The sequence below is a fragment of the Rhodococcus sp. NPDC055024 genome (assembly GCF_053608585.1).
The window spans coordinates 1-25,582 of record NZ_JBSGVT010000031.1; the positions used below are offsets into that span (position 1 = coordinate 1).

Sequence of the window (25,582 nt, forward strand, 5' to 3'; positions counted from 1 at the left end):
AACTCCGCATACGACAACGAACGACCCTCGAACCGCAAAGCCTCCCGCCCAGGACCCAACTCGACAGCCGCCACCAACAACTGCGGCAACAACAACGCCCTCGAACCTCGACTGCGCGGAGTTCGGCTGCGGGGAGCTCGCACGGAGCGAGCGGAAGTGACGTCAGAGTTCCCTGTACTGCCGGCCATCTTGTCTCCCGTTTCGAACGTAACTACCCGCGACTACCCGCGCGCATACCGGCCGTTCCGATCTTTGCGCGTTCCAAGTTAATCAAGATAGCCGTCGACCGGTTCACGGGTAGCTAGTGGCCCCCACTCGCCCTAGATGGTCGAGGTCGGACACTCCGGACTTGTCGGAGATATCGACTAGCGGGTGGATTCGTTACACAAAGGAGATGTTATTTCGATGCAAGCGCTCAATGGTTAGCAACCACAACTAATGGGCGGTCAAAGGGCGTTGTCGGTAATGCTCGCAACAACAGGGCCAACGACGGCAATACCTGTCGGACCGAGAAGGCTTCCGTGGGGAACGCGCACGTACACATTCTGGATCTCACCCGTAACAAATACTTGCCACAGGAGCGCTGCATCTTTGCTGTTCGGATGCTCCGCGGCGCTAATGTAACTGAGATTACCGGCGAATAGCTGAGGATCGTAGTTGTCAATGCAGTCGCCGAGGCACGAAAGACTGTTCATCAAACGCCCAAGACGATCGGCCGTCAAAGATTCGGCGTGATCGCGAATCATCTCGTACAAATCTGTCATTGCATGGTGCGAGAATCCTTCGCCCTCAGCGGCGCCTACTTCGATCCCCGCGGAGCGAAGTTCATCCACGAGCATTTCTGAAATGGATCCGCCTACCCGGGTCGGCATCGAATCCAGCATGATCAACGATTCGACCGTTCGTCCGCTCGCTTGCAGTCTGGTCGCGATGCCGTGAGCGAGTAATCCCCCGAATGACCATCCGAGGAGGCGATAAGGGCCCTCAGGTTCCACAGCCACGATCTCGGCGAGATATCGGGAGATGTACTCATCCAAACTTGTCGGAAGTCCCTCCGACTCCAGGATGTACGGGCTCTGAAGGCCGTAGATCGGAGTGTCTGCGTCGATGAACGGCGAAAGTGCCACGTAGGACCAGGCGAACCCAGAGAGCGGATGGATACAGAAGACGGGTGTGGACGCACCCGTCGGTCGGATCGGCAAAAGTACCTCGAGTGCTCGATCGGGACCCGAATCGGTTCCGCGATCGATCGCTGCAGCCAAGTCGTAAACCCGTGGGAATTCCAACACCAAACGAGCCTGCACGCTTATCCCCGCTGCTGTGCGCAGAGAATCCGCCAGACGCGTTGCGAGCAAAGAAGTTCCACCGAGGTCGAAGAAGCCGTCGTCCAGTCCTACTTTCACGTCGGGCTCGAGCCCTAGAACGGTTCCGAACACTGATGCGACAAACCGTTCGGTCGGCGTAATCGGCGGGCGAATTTTGCGCGACTTCGGAGTCGGCGAGGGCAACCGCTCGCGATCAAGTTTGCCATTTCCCGTCAACGGAAGGCTTTCCAGAACAACGACTTCCGCGGGAACCAATTGCGAAGGTAGGGCCGCCCTTGCGGCCGCGACAATCGAGTCGGAATGCAGTCCGGTCTCTGGCTCTGCCACCACATATCCGATCAATCGATCGGAGGACGCGGTACTCCCCCGGACTGCTGCCGCAGCTTGGGCAACCCCCGGGCAGGCCAGCAGCGCCGATTCCACCTCGCCGAGTTCGATTCTGATTCCCCTCAGTTGAACTTGGAGGTCTGACCGACCGACGTATTCGATCACTCCCCCCACACACCAGCGCGCCATATCCCCGGTCCGATACATCCGGTCGCCCGTCGGGCCAAACGGATTCGCAACGAATCGCGACGAGGTCAAGCCGAAACGGCGATGGTATCCACGGGCGACACCTGCGCCCGCCAGATACAACTCGCCGACCACGCCGTCAGGCACAGGCCGCAACCGCCGATCCAGCACGTAGGCGCTGGCCCCGATGACAGGTGCACCGATATCCACGCGTGAGTTCTGCGTAAGTGGCTCACTTATCGTCACCATCACGGTAGTTTCGGTCGGACCGTATCCGTTGAAGAACGACACCTCCCGCGACCACCGATCAACAAGCTCCGATGGGCAAATCTCTCCACCGGCGACTACCACGTCCAGGTCCGTCAGACCGGTGGAGGGCAGCGATCCGAGTGTTGACGGCGTCGCAAACATGTGAGTGATCCTGTTGCTCGCGAGCTCGTCCCACAGCTCCTGACCGCCGAGGATCTCCGGCGAAACAATGACCATGGTCGAGGCTGCCCCAACTGTCAGCAGGAGTTCCAATACCGACGCATCGAAGCTCGGCGAAGCGAAGTGGAGCGTACGTGACGCTGGACGAAGTCGGTATCGAGACATTTGCTCACTCGCGAAGCTGGCGAGCCCTCGGTGCGAGACGACGACGCCCTTCGGCTGCCCGGTTGAGCCAGAGGTGTAGATGACGTACGCCGAATTGGCCGTGTCAACCGGACGAACACGTTCGGACACGGCGAAGGCGCCGTTCGAATCGCTGAGAATGGAGTCGATGTGAATCCAATCAACGGTCTGCGGCAAACCAACGCAGTCCCGCGCGGTCGTGAGCCCGTATGCGACAGATGAATCAGCCAGCATGTAATCGACGCGCCTGGCTGGATACCGAGTATCGATCGGTAGGAACGCCGCGCCCACAGCGCTGACAGCCCACACGGCGAGCACAGATTCGAGTGACCTCTGCACGCACACTGCCACAAAGTCTTCGGCGCCGATTCCACGATTTGTAAGTTCTCGGGCGATTGCCGACGAACGAATTACCAAATCGTGATAGGTCATCGATCTGGGCCCATCGACCACCGCTACCCGTGACGGGTCGACCTGCGCCGCGTGCCAGAGCAGCTCCGCAAGTGTTCGCGGGGAGACTTCGCAACTCCCTGCCCGTCTCGTCAATGCGACTTCGCTGCTCCTGTCAAGGAGTGGGATGTCCCCAACTATGACGTTCGGGTCCTCGCATATCGCGGACACTATTCGCTGGAATTGATCCGCCATCGCGAGCACCGTGGAGTGCTCGAACAAGTCGGCGGCATACGTGAACGACGCGGCCAGACCAACATGGCCTCCGCCGGGGTTGCCACGCTCCACGACAGTCAGCTGAAGTTCGAACTTCGACACCGAACCGCCGATAGAGAAGGGCGAGACCACGAGGTCCGGCAGCTCCAACTTCGTCTCGGACATGTTCTGGAAAGCTAGTGCGACCTGAAACAGCGGATGGCGATGCGGACTACGCGGCACGGCAAGTTCGTCCACCAACCAGTCGAAGGGAACGTCCGAGTTCTCGAACGCGTCGAAGTCACCGCCGCGAGCTCGATCGAGAACTTCCGAAAAGTCCACGTCCAGGTCGACGCGTAGTCGCAGCACGAGCATGTTGACGAACATCCCGATCATTTCGTCGAGAGCAGCGTGGTCACGACCGGCGACAGGCGTACCGATGATCACGTCCGAGCTGTCGGACAGACGGGCCAACAATATCCCGAACGCCGCATGCAGAACCATGAAAAGCGAAGTCCCGGAAGCATTTGCGAGATCGAACAACCTCTGATGGACCTGCGCTCCGAGCTCGAAGCTGACAACGCCCCCTGCCGTCGTCAAGACAGTCGGGCGTGGCCGGTCCCGTGGAAGCTCGATAACGTCCGGAATGCCGTCCAGTGTTCTGACCCAGTACTGCAGCTGACGGCCGACATGCGGCGAGTTCCCACCTTGATCGGTCATGATTTGGCGCTGCCACAAGGCGAAATCCGCATACTGAATGTCCAGCGGAACCCACGACGGCGAGGCCCCGGATCTACGACTCGAATAAGCCGACACCAGATCTCGCGCCAAGGGCGCCATCGACAGACCGTCGGTTGCGACGTGGTGCACTACAAGGACCAGCACAAAATGTGAAGGACTCGATTGAAAGAGTCTGACCCGCAACGGTATCTGCTTCGACAAATCGAAAGGAAGGCCGGCCGCCGCCGCAGCAGCATCGGCCAATTCGCCGTCATCGACCTGCTGAAGTTCGAAGAACAGTCCTGCCTCTTCAGGAGACAGGACGTGCTGACCTGGAAGACCGCCGATTTGGAGGTAGACCGTTCTGAGGACCTCATGTCTGCGGATGACATCCTGTAGAGCAGATTCCAAAGCACTCACATCGAGGTGGCCGTCAATAATCAACCCGAGCGGAATGTTGTACGACGAAGACTGCGGGTCCAAGCAATTGAGCACCCACATCCGCTCTTGGGCGAAAGAAAGTGGAATCAGATCGGGTCTGACTACGCGGGTGATCGCCGGTAGCGTTCCACTTCCGAGCGTCGGCTCGATCGCGACAGCAAGATCTTTGAGTGAAGCGGACTCGAAAAGTAGTCGAGCACTCACGACCGTATTCAGTGCGTCACCTAGCCTGGCCGAGATCCGCAGCGCTGAAAGCGAGTTGCCACCGAGACTGTAGATGTTGTCATCGCGTCCGACGGCGTCGAGTTCGAGCACTTCCTCGAATACACGCGCGATTTCACATTCGAGTTGGGTTCGAGGAGCAACCAAGGGCACTGAGTCGAAGGTCGGTGTGGGGAGCGCCAGTCGATCTAGTTTCCCGGTCGGCGTCAGCGGAATCCGATCGAGCAGACACACGACTGCAGGGACCATGTGTTTCGGCAGCCGGCTCGAGACCCACAATTTGACGGCGGATAAGTCAAGCAGACATCCCTCTCGCGCGAGAGCATACGAAACAAGCACAGTGTCGCCGTTGCCACGTACACAGGCAATCGTTACAGCAAATGCAACGTCGGGGTGGCCGCTGATGACCACATCAACCTCGCCCAGTTCGACTCTCATCCCCCTGATCTTGACTTGAAAGTCCGCACGACCCACGTACTCCAATTGCGGCCTACCCCCCACATCGGAAGCATGTACCCACCGAACCAAATCGCCTGTGCGATAGACACGTTCACCAGAAGCACTATTCGGAAGAGCAACAAACTTCGAGGCCGTGAGATCCGCTCTTCCGTGATACCCCCGCGCAATTGCCGCGCCCGCAACGTACAACTCACCCACAGCGCCGACCGGGACTGTCCGCAGCCGCTTGTCCAGAACTACCACGGATACGCCCCGCACCGCAGAACCGATCACGATTGCATCGCCCGGCGACAAGGGTTCTGAACAAGTACTCATGACCGTGGCCTCCGTAGGCCCGTATCCGTTGAGCAGACGGCGTTTACCGCCTGCCGGCAATGGGACGGCCCACTGGTCGACCAATTCCGGAGGCAACGCTTCACCGGCCGACAACACCATTTCCAAGGTATCGAGCGCGCGAGGGTCGATCGTTGCCAGAACTGCGGGCGTGATTACCGCATGTGTAACGCCTTCCCTCGCGATCAACTCCGCGAGGTCGACGCCTCCGAACACCGCCGGCGGTGAGACGATCAACGTCCCTGCCACACCGATCGCCATCAGAATCTCGAATATCGACGCGTCAAAACTCGGCGACGCCACTTGCAGGACGCGAGATCGACGCGTCAGGCCGAGCGTCACGATCTGCTCAGCAACGAGGTTCGCCAATCCGGAGTGGGTGACCACCACACCCTTGGGCATCCCCGTAGTCCCCGATGTGTAAGTAACATAAGCCGGGTTGTCGGCGCGGAGCCTTGCAGCACGTTCGTAGGGCGGATCTGCATCCGCCGAAGCTGAAAATTTCGAATCCAGTTCGACGACAACCCAATCGAACCCGCCGGTCGGGAGATCTCCGACGTCGCCGGCAGTCGTCACTCCGGCGACAACACGAGAGTCGTCGAGCATGTGGCGAATTCGATCGATGGGGTAGCTCGGATCAACCGGAACGAAGGCCGCACCCGACTTGGCCACGGCCCAGATGGCCACCAACAACTGCAGCGACCGCGGCATCGCGACTGCAACCCGATCCTCCGGGGAAACCCCCTGATCAATCAGACTGCGCGCGATCACCGACGACCGCTCGTCGAGTTCGTGATAGGTCATCGTCCGACCGGCGTACGCTGCTGCGATTCCATCAGGGTTCGCTTCGACTGCAGCCGCCATCAACTGATGAAGTAACGGGGTGACGAGACGGGAACGGCGTGTACGCCGTTCCCGTCTGGGGACGCGGACGTCAACATGCTCCGACACAGCTTCTCCTCGCACACAAAGGGTCCCGAACCAGCGCTTCGAACCCATCAAATTGTGCGTGGAAGCCGGTCGACTATTCGAGCCGAATAATAGCCCCTTGCCTGCGAACGGCGCGAGATATGCCTAGGAATTGTCCCAGTCGGCCCTATCGACAACGAACCGCAAATCGGGCAAACTTTCAGACTCGATCGACGAGAGCAGTTCAGAAGGCGCAACCGCGTGCGTAACCCATTCGTCAGCCAATATCTGGTTGATATCCGTACCGTTGAGTATGTTCGGGGGCAACACTACCGCAGCACCGGTGGAGGCTGCTAGGAACACCATCTTCACCGCTAACTCGTCGCCGATAGGCCCTACGTACATAAGCCGCGATTCGTAGTCGACGTCGTGTGCGCTGCGAAGCTTCGCCATGATCTCGGTGAGCTGTCCGTAACTGACACCGTCAGTGTCTGCTGTCACCGAGGACAACGCAACGTCGTCGACTCCGAGGAGACGAGTCCGATCCGAGTAGTTCACTGGGCGAGTAGAGAGAGAAGCGATTCTTTCCATGACTTCTGGGTCGTCAAGCAGCAATGTAGTGATATCGGGGCGACTGATCGACGGTGCTGACGAGACAGATGTGATTACCATCCGAACAGCAGCCGGCAGTACTTCTCCTCCGATGGAATGTCCACCAGGAGCCGCGACAATCGCAGCACCTGCTTTGGACAGCGCCCACATTGCTACAACCGCGTCCAAGCCTGACAAACCGACCAGAGCCACCAAATCTCCCGGGCCGATTCCGCCACCGATTACTTCGCGAGAAAGTCGGGACGAGCGCACGTCAACGTCTTGATATGTGAACTCTTCGCCGTCAACTGCAAGAGCCGGAGCCTCCGGGTCGGCTTCCACCGCCGTAGCCAAGAGTTGCGGAAGCAACTGAAGCGTCGAAGTTTCAGCCGACCGAGCACCTACCGAGTCTGACAGACCGATCAGTGCGTCCCGCTCTTCAACACTCATGATTTCGATGTCGCCGATAGGACGCGACGGATCTGCAACCGCCTGCTCGATGACGCGGACAAAGCGCTGGGCATATCCGTCGACTGTTTGCTGATCGAACAAATCTGCGGCGTAGACCAGATGCCCGACCATCCCATGTGTTTGAGGATCCGTTGTGAGTGTCAGTTGCAGGTCGAATTTCGCTGTGGCTTCGACACCCTCGACGGCAGTGATCGTCAACCCGCCCAAGCTGAATTCGGCTCCGGCCATCGGTTCGACCGACAGTGCAATCTGGAACAGGTCGTTCGCTGAAACACCCAGCGCACCGGTCACCTCCTCGAACGGCACGTCTCCGTTCGCGAACGCTTCGAGATCAGTGTCGCGCACCAACGAAACAAGCTCAGCGAAGCCTGCATCGAGATCGGGCGCGGTTCGAAGAGTCAGAGTGTTGACGAACATGCCGACGACGTCGTCGAGATGCTTTTCGCCCCGACCGGCCACAACGGTGCCGATCGCAAAATCTCGACTGCCACCCATTCTCGTGATCAGCACACCGAGGGCGGCGTGCGCCACCATGAACAGCGTCGCGTTGTGTTCGCGAGCGATCTCGTTGAGACGGGCCGAAGTCGCAGCATCGACGGTGAATTCCGCAACGCCCGCCTTGGTCGACATGTGCTCCGGGCGCTGTCTGTCAGCCCGTAATCCGCCGATCGCGTTGAGTCCACTCAAGTTTCGGCGCCAGAACTCCAGTTGGTCCGCCGCCGGAGAGCCAACCTGGTCGATCGAACCGACCACCTCACGCTGCCACAGAGCGAAGTCCGCATACTGCACAGGCAAGGCGGCCCACGTCGGAGCGGCGCCTCGTGAACGCGACTCGTACGCAACCATCATGTCTCTCGCAAGCGGTGCCATGGATTCGCCATCTGCAGCGATGTGATGCGCGACGAGCACGAAGACGAAATCACCGGGCGCGAGCTGCAGCAACTCAGCTCGGACTGGGATCTCCCGAGCGACGTCGAAACCGCGCGACACGAACTGCGCCACTCGTTCATACGCTGCTCCGCCATCTTCGAGCTGGACGACTTCGAGAGCCGGCGCGATGTCGTCGACAGTGACGATGACCTGTGTCGGACCATCCACATCACTCGGGTACTTGGTGCGAAGAGATTCGTGCCGCACCAGAACATCTCGAAGCGACGCCCGGAGCGCCTCCACATCCAACTCACCACTCAATCGCAGCGCCAACGGGATGTTGTACGCCGGCGATGCCGAATCCATCTGGTTGACCAACCACATACGCTGTTGAGCCAGCGACAGCGGGATGCGCTCCGGACGGTCGCGGGCCTCCAATACCTTCCGCGCTCCGGATCCGGCCAGCGCCGAAACCGACCGCGCCAGACTCGCGACAGTCGAGTTCTCGAACAAGATCCGCACGGCCACCTGCGTATTCAGCGCTTGCCCCAACCTGGCAGCCAACCTGGTGGCTACCAGCGAATTGCCCCCGAGGGCAAAGAAATCGTCATCGAGGCCGACTCGTTCCACACCTAGCACATCCGCGAACACTGCCGCTACGACAGTTTCGACTGGGGTAGCCGGCGCCCGGAACTCACGCAATTGAACGATCGGATCAGGCAGCGCCTTTCGGTCCAGCTTCCCGTTCACGGTCAATGGAAGTTCGTCGAGCACAACCAGCGAATCCGGAACCATGTATCCGGTCAGGAACTGCGACACGGAAGCCAGAACATCGGACACCTCGAGCTCCGAGCCGGCCGCGGGCACAACGTATCCCACCAACCGCTCACCGAGCGCATCGTCCGCACGGACCATCGCCACGGCGTGGGCAACACCTTCTACACGAAGAAGGGCCGCCTCGATCTCACCGATCTCGATACGGAAACCACGCAGTTGGACCTGTGAGTCGCTGCGTCCGGCATATTCGAGCATTCCGTCCACGTTCCAACGCGCGACATCTCCAGTCCGGTACATAAACCCACCAGAACCGTTACGGGCAAACGGATTGGCCACGAAACGCCCTGCCGTCAATCCGGGCTGCCCCACGTAACCACGTGAGAGTTGCGCCCCGGCAACGTACATCTCACCGCGCACTCCGACAGGGACAGGGCGCAATCTGTCGTCGAGCACGAACACCGAGAACCCACCCAACCCACGGCCGATCACGGAGGCCGACGCTCCACGGACCATCTCCGCATCCAAGCCCAGGAAGGAGACGTGAACCGTCGTCTCGGTGATGCCGTACATGTTCACCAACCGGGGCGACGAATCGCCGTGCCGGTCGTACCAGCGCGTCAGTTGAGACAGATCCAGCGCTTCGCCGCCGAAAATCACATGCTTCAAGGACAGTGAGCCCGCAGAATCACCGACGGCACGATCAGCTTCGGCAAATTGATAGAACGCAGACGGAGTCTGGTTGAGCACGGTTACCTTCTCGCGAACAACCAACTCGCGGAACTGCTCCGGAGATCGCGAGGTCAAATAGTCGACGACCACAACGGTACCGCCGTACAACAACGGGCCCCACAACTCCCACACAGAGAAGTCGAATGCGTAGCTGTGGAACAGCGTCCACACATCTGACGAGTCGAATTCGAAATTCGGTTGAGAGTTCGCGAACAACTCCACGACATTTCGGTGGGTAACCGCGACGCCCTTCGGACGACCGGTCGAACCGGATGTGTAAATCACGTATGCAACGTCATCGGCGCGCAGTCGTCCGCAACGGTCTGCGTCGGTGAGAGCGGCCGCGTCGTAGCTGGACAGATCTTCGCTGGTGACGTCCAAAACCGGCACCTCGATATCGATCGCGACATCTGCCGATCCGAGCACAACCAAAGGCCGCGCATCAGCGAGCGTGTACGCAATACGCTCCGCCGGATACGACGGATCCACCGGAAGGTATCCGCCTCCAGCTTTGACCACTGCCAGGAGTGCAACCACCAACTCGACCGAACGCGGCAACAAGACGGCCACCAGCGATTCCGGACCAACGCCAAACTCAACGAGCTTGCGCGCCAGCCGGTTCGCCAAGGAATCCAGCTCACTGTATGTGAGGCGCCGACCCTCGAAAACCACGGCAATCGCATTTGGCGTATCGCGAACCTGCGATTCGAACATCGCCGCGAGAGTCGCATCCGCGTTCACGTTGACACCTGGAACGGCCCACTCGCCCAACACATCCGCACGCTCGGAGGGCTCCAGCAATTCGATGTCGCCTACCACAACACCCGAATTGTCAGCCACGGCCTCGAGCACTCGAACGAGGCGCGATGCCATAGACGCCACCGTCGATTCGTCGAAAAGATCTGTCGCATAAGTGAACTTCGCTGCCAATCCAGCAGCGGCTCCGGATTCGTCGAACTGTTCAGCCAGCGTCAACTGCAAGTCGAACTTTGCGAACTCCGTGTCCGGGTCCACGCCTGAAACAGACAGACCCGGCAACTCGAAGACACTCGGGGCCATGTTCTGGAACGTCAGAACAACCTGCACAAGTGGATGGCGCCCCTGCGAACGCTCCGGGTCGAGAACGTCTACCAGCTGCTCGAACGGTATGTCACTGTGCGCAAACGCGCCTAGATCCGCTGTGCGGACTCGATCCAGGAGCGCTACAAACGAGTCGTCCGAAGGAACATCTGTGCGAAGCACAAGGGTATTGACGAACATTCCGATCATGTCGTCGAGTGCTCGATCACCACGCCCCGCAACCGGTGTACCGATCGAGATGTTCGATGTCCCCGACAATCTTGCGCAGAGAACTGCCAGTGCCGCGTGCGCCACCATGAACAACGACGCCCGATGTTCCCGGGCAATCACATTCATGGCTTCGTTGATCCGTCGGTCGATCCGGAATCCGAAGTCGGCTCCCCGATTCGATGCAACCTTCGGCCGAACTCGGTCTGCAGGCAGATCGAGAACATCAGGAGCACCGGCCAACGTCTGCGTCCAGTAGAGCAACTGACGTGACAGGACGCTGGTGGGGTCGTCCGCTGCACCCAATACCTCTCGCTGCCACAGAGAGTAGTCGGCATACTGCACTGCCAAGGGTTCCCAATTCGGGGCGTCGTCCGACAGCCTCGCTGCGTACGCGGCCATCACGTCGCGCGACAGCGGCCCGAAGGAGAATCCGTCGCCCGCAATGTGATGAACCACGAAAACAAGTACGTGCTCGTGATCATCTACGCGAAACAGTCGTGCGCGGACGGGCACCTCACTGGTGACATCGAAACCCACCGATACGAACTCGGTCACAACCTTCACGACGTCGTCCGTGGCGATTTCAACTGGAACCGCAAGCGACACAGACTCGGTTGCAGAGAGAACTTGCTGGTATCCCTCGCCGTCGAATTCCGGATACACGGTCCGCAGAATTTCGTGCCGTGCAACAAGATCAGCGACAGCAACTTGCAGGGCAGCAACATTCAAGCTGCCCGTCAATCGAATGGCCAGGGGGAGGTTGTTCACTGCAGATCCAGGTTCGAAACGGTTCAGGAACCACATTCGCTGTTGCGCCAACGACAACGGAACTCGCTCCGGCCGGACCTGAGCAACCAAAGCCACCCGGTCACCTGAGCCGACTTCTGACTCCACCCGCGCTGCCAACGACTCGACCGACGACGCCTCGAACAACAGCCGAACCGCCACCCTCGAATCCAGAGCCTCACCCAACCGCGCCGCTACCTGCGTGGCGATCAGAGAATTCCCACCCAGGGCAAAGAAATCGTCATCGAGGCCCACCCTCGGAACACCTAAGACCTCGCCGAATACCGACGCCACGATCTCCTGCACAGGGGTCGCCGGAGCTCGGAACACCGCGACCTCGAACTTCGGCTCAGGCAATAACTTCCGGTCGAGCTTTCCCGAAGAGTTGAGCGGCAATTCTTCCAGCACAACGATTGCCGTCGGAATCATGTACGCCGGCAGAACTTTCGGAAGCGATGCCCGTAGAACGGCCACGTCGATGACCGAACTCGGTGATGCGACAACGTACGCAGCGAGCTGGTCGCCGGTGTCCGCGTGCACCACTGCGACCACGCACTGAGCCACCGTAGGGTGTGCCAACAGAGCTGACTCGATCTCACCGAGTTCGATCCTCTGACCACGGAATTTGACCTGAAAATCGGTACGCCCGACATACTCGAGTTCGCCTGCGGTGTTCCACCACACAAGGTCCCCGGTGCGATACATCCGACTGCCACCGGGATTGATTTCACCGTTCGTGTCGCTCACCTTCGCAAATGGGTTCGCGATAAAACGATCACTGGTGAGATCGGGTCGCGCGACGTAACCGCGCGCCAGTTGATCACCGGCCAGATACAGCTCACCTGCAACGCCTACCGGCACCGGCTGTAACCGACTGTCCAACACGTAGACCTGCGAGTTCCACTCGGGCACCCCGATCGGAATCCCTGTCGACTCCGATCCATCGACCTCGTAGTAGGTGATCGAGACCGCAGCCTCGGTTGGGCCGTACACATTGTGCAAGCTTGCAGACGACACCTGAGCGAATGCACGTACCGTCTCGACCGGCAACGCCTCACCGATCACGAAGACGTCCCTCAGCGACACCAATGCGCGCTCTGGAACCGAAGCCGCGAAGACGGTCAACATCGACGGAACGAAGTCCGTCAGCGTCACCCGATGATCTTCGATCAGACCAGCCAGATATGCGGGATCTCGATGTCCGTCGTGAGATGCCAGCACCACACTCGTACCGGACAGAAGCGCAGTGAAGTATCCCCACAAGGAGACGTCGAATGTCGTTGCAGTCTTTTGCAGATAGACGTCTTCTGTGCCGATGGCGTACTGATCCTGCATCCACAGGACCTGGTTCACGATGGCATGATGCGAGACCGCAACGCCCTTGGGCTTGCCCGTGGAACCCGAGGTAAAGATCACGTAGGCGGCATTCACATCACGCAGTCGGCCACGACGATCAGCGTCGGAAATGACTGAAGCCGAATAGCTGGAGAGATCAACAGCGTCGATCAACAGCACGTCGGCGCCGTTCGGCGCTACGAAAGCATCGCGTGTCGTCGACAGCACACAGATTGGATCGGCCGTCGTGAGGATGTGCCCGATTCGCTCGGCGGGGTGATCGGGATCCAAGGGCACGTAGGCTCCGCCCGCGGCGATCACCGCGTACATACCTACTACGAGATCGAGCGATCGACGCATCGCCAAGGCCACCAACGATTCGGGCCCGACACCATCTTCGATCAGCTTGCGTGCCAATTTGTTCACACGTTCCGACAACTCGCCATAGGTCAGCGACTGGCCGTCGAACATCACGGCAACAGCATCGGGTGCCAACGCAACGCGAGTGTCGAACAGCGAAGCCAATGTCTCACTGTTCCCGACGTCATGTGCGGTGGAGTTGCGCGCAGTCAACAGCGACTCGCGCTCGGCCTCCTCCAACAGCTCGATGTCACCCACGGTGATCGACGGATCCACGACCACCTGTTCGAGGATCCTGGTGAAACGATCGGCGAATCCGCGAATCGTCGACTCGTCGAACAGATCTGTGGCGTATGCGAACTCGGCGAACATGCCGTCTTCGAGCGCATCTTCGACGCGGGGAGCGAGAGTAAGTTGAAGATCGAATTTCGCGATACCGGCATCGAACTCGACGCCTGAGACCTCCAATCCCGAAAGCTCCAAAGCATCCTGCGACATGTTCTGGAAGAACAGCGCGACCTGGAACAGCGGGTGATGTGCCTGCGATCGGGTGGGATCGAGCACCTCGACCAACCGCTCGAACGGAACATCGCCGTTGCCGAGCGCCTGAAGGTCTGTCCTCCGCGTTGCCGAGACGAGCGCACTGAACGAACTGGCGAGGTCAACAGGAGTCCGCAGGACCAGTGTATTCACGAACATACCGATCACATCGTCGAGCGCCTTTTCGCCTCGCCCGGCAACCGGAGTACCGATCACGATGTCACTGGTACCGGACAACCTTGCGAGAAGCACGGCGAGGGCCGAATGCATCACCATGAACAGCGATGCGTTCCGCTCGCGTGCGAGTGAGTCCAAGCTCGACCGAATCTCTTCGCTGACGGAGAAGCGATACGTAGCACCACGATTCGAGGCGACGACCGGGCGGGATCGGTCAGCCGGTAACGCAAGCAATTCCGGCGAATCGCGGAGGACGGAGCGCCAGTGGTCCAACTGAGCCGAGATCAACGAATCCGGGTCGTCCTCGTCGCCGAGGACCTGCCGCTGCCAGAGTGCATAATCGGCGTACTGCACCTCGAGCGGAGTCCAATTCGGCACGCCATTCGAAACCCGAGCGGCGTAGGCAACCATGACATCCCGAGTCAACGGACGCATCGAGAACCCGTCTGCTGCGATGTGGTGCACAACGAAGGCCAGAACGTACGAATTCTCAGCAAGTTCGAACAACCCGACCCGAACCGGAACCGTTGACGTCACATCGAAGCCCTGGAGCGCGAAACTCAGAAGTTCGTTGTGAACGCGCGAGGCGTCGGTGACCTTCGGTGTCAGTTCAACCGGCACCTCGGACGACGGGAGGACTACCTGCTGCCCTTGTCCACCTTGCTCCGGGTAGACGGTCCGAAGCGATTCATGGCGTTCGATTACATCCGAAATCGCATGCCTCAGTACCGAAACATCCAGGACGCCTTTGATATTCAAGGCGATTGGAATGTTGTTGACGGCAGAATCGGGATCGAAGCGGCTGAGGAACCACATTCGCTGCTGAGCTAGTGAGAGTGGGATCAGTGCCGGCCGTGGTCGGGCTATGAGCGCGGTCCTCCCGCCTGCCCCTGCGATCAACTCAACCTGCGCTGCCAAACCTTCGACAGTCGATGCCTCGAACAACACCCTCACCGGAACCCGAGTGTCGAGCGCTTGACCTACGCGAGCCACCAGCTGCGTTGCGACCAAAGAGTTTCCGCCGAGCTCGAAGAAGTCGTCATTTAGACCGACCTGTTCCAACCTGAGAACATCTCCGAAGACGCCGGCCACCGCGATCTCGGCGACACTGGACGGTGCCCGGAACTCTCGCGCCACGAACACCGGATCAGGAAGAAGCTTCCGATCCAACTTCCCTGACACACCCAAGGGCAACTCATCCAACACCATCACCACCGCCGGCACCATGTACCCCGGCAGCCGACCCGCAACAACACTCTTCAACTCGTCAACATCCACCACACCACCAGCGGCCGTAACGTACGCAACCAACACCTCGTCACGCACCACCACAACCACCGACGACACCGACTGGTGCTCACGAATCACCGACTCGATCTCACCGAGCTCGATCCGCAAACCATGCAACTTCACCTGAAAATCACTACGCCCGATGTACTCCAACTCACCCGACGCAGTCCACCGCACCACATCACCCGAGCGATACATCCGCCCACCATCACCCGAGAACGGATTCGCCACAAATCGATCCGACGACAAATCCGGCCGCCCCACATACCCACGAGCCAACTGAACGCCCGCCAGATACAGCTCACCCGTAACACCCACCGGCACCGGATTCAACCGAGAGTCCAGAACAAACACCTGCGTATTCCACACCGGAGCACCGATCGGCACGCCCGCAACATCCGCCGACACGACCTCGTGGAACGTCACATCCACCGCAGCCTCGGTCGGACCATACAAATTGTGCACCCCGACACCCGGCAACACAGCCCACACATCGGCAACAACACTCGCCGGCAACGCCTCACCTGACGCGAACACCCGAGTCAACGAAACACACGAAGCCACAGACGAATCCGTCACGAAAACCTCGAGCATCGACGGCACGAAATGCACCGTCGTCACACCCTCCCCCACAATGACCGACGTCAAATACCGCGGGTCACGATGCCCATCCGGCACAGCCACCACCAACCGAGCACCAACCTGCAACGGCCAGAAAAGCTCCCACACCGACACATCGAATGTGAACGGCGTCTTCTGCAACACCACATCCGACGAATCCAACCCGTACTCGTCCTGCATCCACGCCAACCGATTCACAATCGCCGCATGCGAAACCGACACACCCTTCGGGCGCCCCGTCGACCCCGACGTGAAAATCACATACGCCGCATTCCCCGACCGCAAAGGCGAGACCCGATCGATATCCGAAACAGGGTTATCCGAAAAACCAGACACATCAACAACATCAACCTCGACCACCGGTACCACACCGGCATCGAATCCAACGTCAGAGGTACTGATCACGCATACCGGCGACGACGACTCCAACACGTACGCATTGCGCTCCGCAGGCTGATCCGGATCTACCGGAACATACCCACCGCCAGCCTTGAGCACGCCGTAAACCGCAACCAACAAATCAACCGACCGACGTACCGCCACACCCACCAACGACTCCGGTCCCACACCCGCCGAAACCAGGTACCGGGCAAGACGATTCACCCGCGAATCGAACTCCGCATATGACAGCGAAACACCCTCGAACGACACAGCTACCGAATCCGGCGACGCCGCCACCTGAGCATCGAACACGTCCACCAACGACACATCCGCAACCTCATGCGCAGTGCCATTCCACGACTCGAGCACCATCGAACGCTCACCCGAATCCAACAAATCCACATCACCAACCCGAACCGAGGGATCGGCAACCATTGCTTCGAGAACTGAAATCAACCGCTTTCCGATTGACTTGGCAGACGACTCGTCGAACAGGTCGGTCGCATAGACCAATGCGACGGTCAAACCACCGACCTTGTCCGCGGCATCCGATTCCCACACAGTGAATTGAAGGTCGAACTTCGCAGCCGACGACTCTACATCCAGTCCCGAAATGCGCAGTCCCGGAACCTCGAGACTTTGCTGCATACTCTGTCCCAAGTTCTGCAAGGAGAGCATCACCTGGAACAGAGGGTTCCGCGCCTGAGACCGGGCGGGGTTAAGTACCTCTACCAGTCGTTCGAATGGCACATCGGCGTGCCCGAAGCCGTTGAGGTCCGATTCACGGGCTCGCGAAATCATGTCTTTTGCCGAAGCCGCGAGGTCAACCTCCGTGCGGAGGACGAGCGTGTTGACGAACATCCCGATCAGGTCATCGAGAGCTTGATCGCCTCGACCGGCGACCGGAGTGCCGATCACGATGTCCGAAGTCCCGGACAACCGCGCCAGCAGAATCACCACGGCACTGTGCAACACCATGAACAGAGATGCGCTGTTGTCCAGTGCAATTCGATTGAGAGCCTGGTGAAGGTCAGGCTCGATCGTGAATGTGTGCCCGGCTCCCCGGTTCGACGCGACGCGCGGGCGCGCGCGGTCCGACGGAAGATCGAGCTGATCGGGGATACCGGCCAACGCGTGGCGCCAGTAGTCGACCTGGCGAGTGATCAGAGAATCCGGGTCGTCTTCACTGCCGAGAACCTCGCGCTGCCACAGTGCAAAGTCGGCGAACTGTACGGGCAGCGGAGCAAGATCGTGCGAAATTCCCTGTGTCCGAGACACATAAGACGAAACGATGTCCTTGGTCAACGGTCCCATGGAGAACCCGTCACCGCTGATGTGATGGACGACGAACACGAGGACGAATTCGTCGGCGGCGAATTGGAAGAGTGCCGCCCGAATCGGAACCTCGGTGGTCACGTCGAATCCCGGAGCGACGAAGTCGGTCACGCGCTCGACGATCGCCGACTCGTCTACCCGTATGGGAGTCAGGTTCGGTACCACGGCTGCAATGTCGACCAGGCGCTGATATCCGACGCCGTCGACCTCCGGGTACACAGTCCGAAGGATCTCGTGCCGCTCGATCAAATCCTCGAGTGCGCCTTGTAACGCATCGACATCGAGCACTCCGCTGAGCCGCAGCGCGACCGGAATATGGTCGACTGCCGATTCTGGTTCGAATCGATTGAGGAACCACATGCGCTGCTGTGCCAAAGACAGCGGAACCAACTCGGGGCGCTCGCGAGGGATCAGGGGAACGTGAGCCTTGCGGTCTTCTGAGATTTTCGCTTCGTCGATGAAGACGGCAAGTTCTGCGGCGGTGGGTGCGTCGAAGAAGTTGCGCATGTCGATGGAGATGCCGTGTTCGGCATTGATCCGCGCAACCACGCGAGTGGCGAGCAACGAGTTGCCGCCCAGTTCGAAGAAGCCGTCATCTGCCCCGACCCGATCCTGCCCGAGGAGATCGGCAAAGATCGCGACCACACCGGTTTCGGTGGGTGTCGCGGGCTCGCGGTATTCAACCGTCTTCGACACGAATTCGGGCGCGGGCAAGGCTTTTCGATCCAGCTTGCCGCTGGCATTGAGCGGAAACTCGTCCAGTTCGACGAACATGGCAGGGACCATGTAGTCGGGTAGCCGTTCACCCAACGACGACGTCAGAATCTCTGAATCGATACCCTCGGCGACGATGTAGGCCACCAAGTTGTCACCGATCGTTTCGTCCGAATGGACGACCACCACGGCTTGGGAAACACCTTCGCAATCGAGCAGTGCCGCCTCGATCTCACCGAGCTCGATGCGCAGACCGCGGAGCTTGACCTGAAAGTCGGTGCGACCGATGTATTCGAGCTGACGGTTCGCTCCGGCACCGCGCCAGCGCACCAGGTCTCCGGTTCGGTACATCCGGGATCCGTCAGTAGCGCCGGGCCGCGCCACGAAACGGTCTGCCGTGAGATCGGGACGCGACACGTATCCCCTGGCCAGCTGAATCCCGGCAAGATAGAGCTCTCCTGCTACACCCGACGGCGAGGGCCGCAGCGCATCGTCGAGCACCAGGAGCTCGGTGTCCGCAACTGCTGCACCGATCGGCACCGACACCTGATCCTGCTCACCGGTTTCGTAGTACGTCACGTCGACGGCAGCCTCGGTCGGGCCGTACAGATTGTGGAGTCCAGCACTGCTGACCTCGCGCAGACGTGCCGCGGTTCGGGCCGGCAGCGCCTCACCGGATGCGAACACGTATCGAAGGGTTTTCACCTGTGCAACAAGGGGTTCGGCGACGAACACGGCGAGCATCGACGGCACGAAGTGCACCGCCGTCACTCCGCGCTCGATCATCGTGCGAGCCACGTACGCCGGATCACGATGTCCGTCGGGTTCCGCGATCACCAGCGATGCACCGACCTGCAGCGGCCAGAAGAACTCCCACACGGACACATCGAAAGTGAAGGGTGTCTTCTGCAAGATCACGTCGTCGGCAGTGAATCCGTACTCGGTCTGACGCCATTGCAGGTTCGCGACGATGGCACGGTGAGAGACTGCAACGCCTTTGGGGCGTCCAGTCGATCCGGACGTGAAGATGACGTACGCAGTGTTGTCCGCGCGCAGCGGTGCCAACCGGTCCGCGTCGGTGACGGTTGTCTCGGCATGACCCGACAAGTCGAGGGTGTCGACGTCGAGCGTGGGAGTACCGTGCGGCAGCACCACGGCATCGGACGTACGTGTGAGCACAGCCGCGGGCTGCGCGATCTCGAGTACGTACCCGAGACGGTCGGCAGGATGATCCGGGTCGAGTGGAACGTACGCGCCGCCGGCCTTGACGATCGCGTACATCGAGACGAGGAGATCGATCGATCGACGCATCGCGAGACCGACGAGGCTGTCCGGTCCGACACCTGCCGCGACGAGTTCACGGGCCAAGCGGTTCGCTCGCGCGTCGAACTGCGCGTAAGTGAGCTGCGTTCCGGCGTAATCCAGCGCGAGCGCATCCGGCGTCCGCTCGACCTGCTCGTCGAAGAGTCCTGCGAGGGTCACGTGTGCATCGGACTCCGACGCGACCTCCACGATCGACGTTCCGTCGGTGATGAGACGGTCGACCACCGCGCCGAGACCGTCGGCCTCGCTGCCGATCAGCTCTGGCAGCACCGTGGAAACGACAACAGGAACCAGGGCATCCGCCCCCAATGCCCCACCCATCGCGGTGTCGAGAGTGACCAACTCGTCATTGAGTCGTCCGTAGCTGATTTCGGTTCCACCGTGGCTCAGAGCCACTCGATCAGGGTCTACCGCCGCAACTGCGGCTACCAACTTCGGCAGATCTTCGATCGTCAGCGACTGCGGTCCCGGAATACCGACGGACATCTACACTTCCTCCAACTGACTTTCGTGAAGTGCGCCCCGGCCGAGCACAGTGTTCTGCTCGGCCGGAGGCGTTCACTGGGCAAATACTGAATGTTACCCGGCCGTACCCCCACGGCCCGCTGACACCGACTGTGCGTCAGCTATCACCGAGCTCACAAGTGTGGCGAGACCGTCGACGCCAAGTGCCGGCAGGATGCCCGGAACAAGTCCGGCGAGCGACACAGAAACCAGAGCATCGGGGGCGAGAGCAGCCCCCATGGCGGTACGCATGGCAACGAGCTTGGTCGACAACTCACCGAAGGTGACAGCCTGATCACCGTGGGTGAACGCAATTGCCTCAGGATCGGCGGCCGCCGCTGCGGCTGCCAGTTCGGGTAGGTCTGCCGCGGACTTCGGCTCAGCAGCGCTCGCTTCCTCGCGTTCCTGCTCGGTCACGATGTCGATCGTGCGAATCACGACCCCGGGATCGGTCACCAGTTCTTCGAGCACCCGCCCGAATCGCGCCGCGAAAAGCGCGATGGTCGATTCGTCGAACAGGTCGGTCGCATAGGTGAAACGCATCCTCAGCCCGGACAGCACCCCGGCATCGTCGAATTGCTCGATACCGGTGAGCTGCAGATCGAACATCGCCTGGTCGAAACCGTTGTCGACCGCAGAGAGCTCGAGGCCCGGGAGCTGGAACGTGCCGAGAGCCATGTTCTGGAAGGTGAGCATGACCTGGAAGAGCGGCGAGTATGCGTGAGAGCGCTCTCGCCCCAGTTCGTCGACCAACCGCTCGAACGGTACGTCGGCATTGGCGAATGCCGACAAGTCCTTGTCCTTCACGTGTGCCAGAACGTCGACGAACGTCGAAGCAGGCGCGATCTCCGTTCGCAAGACCAACGTGTTGACGAACATTCCGACAAGATCGTCGAGCGCCCGCTCACCTCGACCCGCGATCGGCGTACCGATTGCGATGTCGTTCGATCCACTCATCTTCGCCAACAGCACGGCCAGGGCAGTGTGAACCACCATGAAGACTGTCGAGTTCTGCTCCCGTGCGATCGTCGCGAGCCGGTCCGTGGTCTCGGAATCGACGGCAAACTCGAATTCCGCACCGCGCATGCTCGCCCGCGCCGGCCGCAGCCGGTCGGTCGGCAGTTCCAGAAGCTCCGGAGTGCCCTTGAGCTCGTTCACCCAGTACGCGAGTTGACGGCCCAGCTGACTGTCCGCGTCCTCCGGCGATCCGAGGACATCACGCTGCCACAGCGTGTAGTCGGCGTATTGCACCTCGAGCGGAGCCCACTCCGGCGTCTCCCCGCCGGTACGTGCGGTGTACGCAACCATGGTGTCTCTGATCAACGGAGCCATCGAGAAGCCGTCACCGCTGATGTGGTGAATGACAACGACGAGGACCCGCTCGGATTCGTCGACCTCGAAGAGACGGATTCGCAACGGAACGGCCGTCGTGACATCGAAGCCCTCGCGAACTGTGTCAGCCACCTGCCCGGCGACCGACGCTTCGTCGGTCGCGATCACTTCCAATCCCACCTTCGCTGCGGAGCGAGGCAGGATCATCTGAACCGGTCCGTTGCCCCGGTCCGGGTATACCGTCCGGAGCACTTCGTGACGCTCGATCAGATCCGACACCGCTGAGCGAAGTGCGTCGACATCGAGTGCGCCGGACAGCCGGATTGCGACCGGGATGTTGTACGCACCCGAGGTCTTGTCGAACTGATTGAGCACCCACATACGTTGCTGCGCCAACGACAGCGGAATCTCGTGCGGGCGCACCTGAGCCACCAACGGTGGGCGGCCACCAGATCCCGCGTGTTCGAGAACCCTCGACGCCAATGCCCCGACAGTCGACGCCTCGAAGATCACGCGGACCGGAATCTGCGCGTCCAACGCCTCACCCAGCCTCGACACGACCTGCGTCGCGACGAGAGAGTTTCCGCCGAGCTCGAAGAAGTCGTCGTCGAGTCCGACCCTCGCGACACCGAGTACGTCAGCGAACACACCCGCGACGATCTCTTCGACGGGGTTGGTCGGCGCACGGAATTCGGTCGCCTCGAATTCGGGGTCGGGCAGGGCTTTGCGATCGACCTTGCCGTTGATGTTGAGCGGTAGTTCGTCCAAGACCATCAATGCCGCCGGCACCATGTAACTCGGCAACTCCGCCACAAGAGTCCGCTTCAATGTTTCGACATCGATGCTTTCCCCGTCTTGAGGAACGACGTAGCCGACAAGTCGATCACCGGTACGCGCATCCGACTTGGCCACCACCACAGCGGAGTCCACGCCGGCCTGTTTGCGAAGAAGCGCTTCGATCTCGCCGAGTTCGATGCGGTAGCCACGGATCTTGACCTGGAAGTCGGCGCGCTCCACGTAGTCGAGTTCACCGTTTTCCGTCCACCGGACGAGGTCGCCGGTGCGGTACAACCGCGAACCCGCGTCACCGAAGACGTTGGCCACAAATCGTTCCGACGTCAGATCCGCGCGTCCGAGATAGCCGCGAGCAAGCTGGGCACCGGCGAGGTAAAGCTCCCCGGTGACTCCGACGGGGACCGGATGCATACGCGTGTCGAGCACGAACACCTGAGTGTTCCATTCAGGGGCACCGATCGGCACCGAGGTCGTGTCGCCCGAACCGACGACGTGCGCTGTCACCGAGACCGCGGCCTCGGTCGGACCGTACAGATTCACCAACTGCGCGTCGCTGAGCTCTGCGAACTCGGTCGCGGTCGCGGCCGGCAACGCTTCACCGATCGCGAGCACCTGACGGAGGGATTCCGGAAGGCGATTTTCGGACGCCGACTGCAACATCGCGAGCATCGACGGCACCGCGTGGAGCGTCGTGACCTTCTCCCGGGTCATCAGGTCGAGCAGGTAGCTCGGGTCCTTGTGACCTTCGGGTTCGGCGATGACCAGTCGTGCACCGGAAGTCAGTGCCGACCAGAACTCCCAGACCGAGAGGTCGAAGGTTGCCGCGGTCTTGAGCACCATCGCATCGGATTGGTCCAGGCTGTACTGATCGCGCTTCCAGAGAATCTGGTTGACCACCGCCCGATGCGAGATCGCGACGCCCTTCGGCCGCCCCGTCGATCCCGACGTGAAGATCACGTAGGCGGTGTTGTCCACTCGCAGTGGAGCACTGCGATCCGCATCGGTAACCGTCGCTTCCGCGTAGGACGCGAGATCGATCGTGTCCACCTCGATCACGGAATCACCGAACGCCGGATTCTGCGCAGTGGTCGTGGCCGTGAGGACGCAGACCGGATCTGCCATGGTCAACACGTACTCGATGCGGTCCGACGGGTGGTTCGGATCGATCGGTACGTATCCACCACCTGCCTTCACCACCGCGTACATGGCGACCAGCAGTTCGACCGATCGCTCGATTGCCAACGCGACCAACGACTCCGGACCGACACCGGTTGCAATCAGATGGCGTGCGAGTCGGTTGACACGTGTATCGAACTCGGCGTAGGTCAGCGACGTGTTTCCTGCGACCAATGCCACCGCGCCTGGGTTCGAACCGACCTGCTCGTCGAACAGTTCGACCAGAGTGGCTTCCGGGACGGAGTGATCGGTCTCGTTCCAGCGGTTCAGGATCCGGTCGCTCTCGGACGAATCCAGCAGCGCGAAGTCGCCGACGGTCAACGACGGATCGGACGCGATCTCCCCGAGCAAACGCACGAATCGATCGGCGAAGTCATGCACGGTCGACTCGTCGAACAGATCATGCGCGTAGCTGAACATCGACGTGATGCCGGCTGCAGATCCGTTGGCGTCGTACCGATCACTGACGATCAACTGAAGATCGAACTGCGCGACCCCGTTGTCGATATCGACGCCCTTGACCGTGAGTCCCGGAAGCTCGAGCCCTCCGGTTTCCATGTTCTGGAACAGGAAGCCGACCTGATAGAGCGGATGACGAGCGGTCGAACGCGGTGGGTTGAGCACCTCCACGAGTCGCTCGAACGGAACGTCCGAATGTGCGAATGCTTGAAGGTCGGTCTCCCTGACACGTCCGAGTAGGTCGAGGAACGGCGCACCGCTGTCGATCTGTGTACGGAACACCAAGGTGTTCACGAACATGCCGATGAGATCGTCGAGTGCCCGCTCACCACGTCCTGCAATGGGTGTACCCACCGCGATGTCCTCGGTTCCGGACAGTCGAGCCAACAACATCGCGAACGCAGTGTGCGTGAGCATGAACAGCGTCGAATTGTTTGCCCTGGCAAGACTGCTCAACCGCGCATGCAACTCTGCATCGATATCGAAATGCAGGTAACCGCCGCGGAAGGACTGCGTCGCTGGGCGCGGCCGGTCGGCGGGAAGTGCAAGCTGATCAGGCAGCCCGGCAAGAGCATCGCTCCAGTACGCAATCTGCTGCGAAGCAATAGATCCCGCGTCCTCCTCACTGCCCAGCACCTCTCGCTGCCACAGGCTGTAGTCGGCGTACTGAACGTCGAGAGGAGCCCAGGACGGTGTGTACCCGGCAACCCGCGAGGCGTATGCGGTCACGACATCTCGTGCGAACGGAGCCATCGAGGAACCGTCGGCGGAAATATGATGAATCGCGACACCGAGTACGTATTCGTCGGAAGCCAACTGGAACAACCGGATACGAATCGGAATCTCGCGTGTGACGTCGAAGCGCGTCGACGCCAGCGCGACCAACTCACCTTCGAGTTCGTCCACGCCAGTCGGTTCTGCGACGATTTCGTCCGACCAACTCGACACGGGCTTGACGACCTGCACCGGACCGTCTCCGACTTCCGGGTAGACGGTTCGAAGTGATTCGTGCCGCCCGATCACATCAGAAATCGCCGCGCTCAGCGCCGAGACGTCAAGATCACCCTGAAGGCGCAGCGCCATCGGGATGTTGTATGCCGCTGCACTCCCATCGAATCGGTTGAGGAACCACATACGCTGCTGCGCCAACGAAAGCGGAATCCGCTCTGGCCGCTCGACCGCGGTCAGCGCGACTCGCCCACCCGACCCGGTCCGGCTTTCGGCGTGCGCTGCGAGATCCTGCACCGTGGACGCTTCGAACAGAACTCGAACCGAAAGTTCGGTGTCGAGAGCATCGGCGATTCGTTTGATCGTGCGAGTGGCATTGAGGGAGTTGCCGCCGAGCTCGAAGAAATCGTCATCCAACCCGACACGATCAACACCCAACACCTCGGCGAACACCGACGCAACGATCTCCTCCACCGCCGTCACCGGAGCCCGGAACACCGCAACCTCGAACACCGGCTCCGGCAACAACTTCCGATCCAACTTCCCCGACGCATTCAACGGCAGAGCATCCAACACCACAAACTGCGACGGCACCATAT

Annotated in this window: 4 protein-coding genes; all 4 read right to left on the bottom strand. The window is 60.5% G+C overall.

Annotated elements, in window-relative coordinates; translation table 11 throughout:
* Positions 1-188, bottom strand: a 188-nt coding sequence (locus ACWF6P_RS31375; protein ID WP_452623645.1) for a hypothetical protein, incomplete at its 3' end; no start/stop codon positions are given.
* 258 nt (positions 189-446) lie between these two features.
* Positions 447-6,221, bottom strand: a complete 5,775-nt coding sequence (locus ACWF6P_RS31380; protein WP_452623646.1) for an amino acid adenylation domain-containing protein — start codon at positions 6,219-6,221, stop codon at positions 447-449.
* A 123-nt stretch (positions 6,222-6,344) separates the two neighbouring features.
* Positions 6,345-20,255: an amino acid adenylation domain-containing protein gene (locus tag ACWF6P_RS31385; protein ID WP_452623647.1), complete on the bottom strand. Its 13,911-nt coding sequence runs from the start codon at positions 20,253-20,255 to the stop codon at positions 6,345-6,347.
* A 93-nt stretch (positions 20,256-20,348) separates the two neighbouring features.
* On the bottom strand, positions 20,349-25,582 hold a 5,234-nt coding region (locus ACWF6P_RS31390; RefSeq protein WP_452623648.1), incomplete at its 5' end, for an amino acid adenylation domain-containing protein.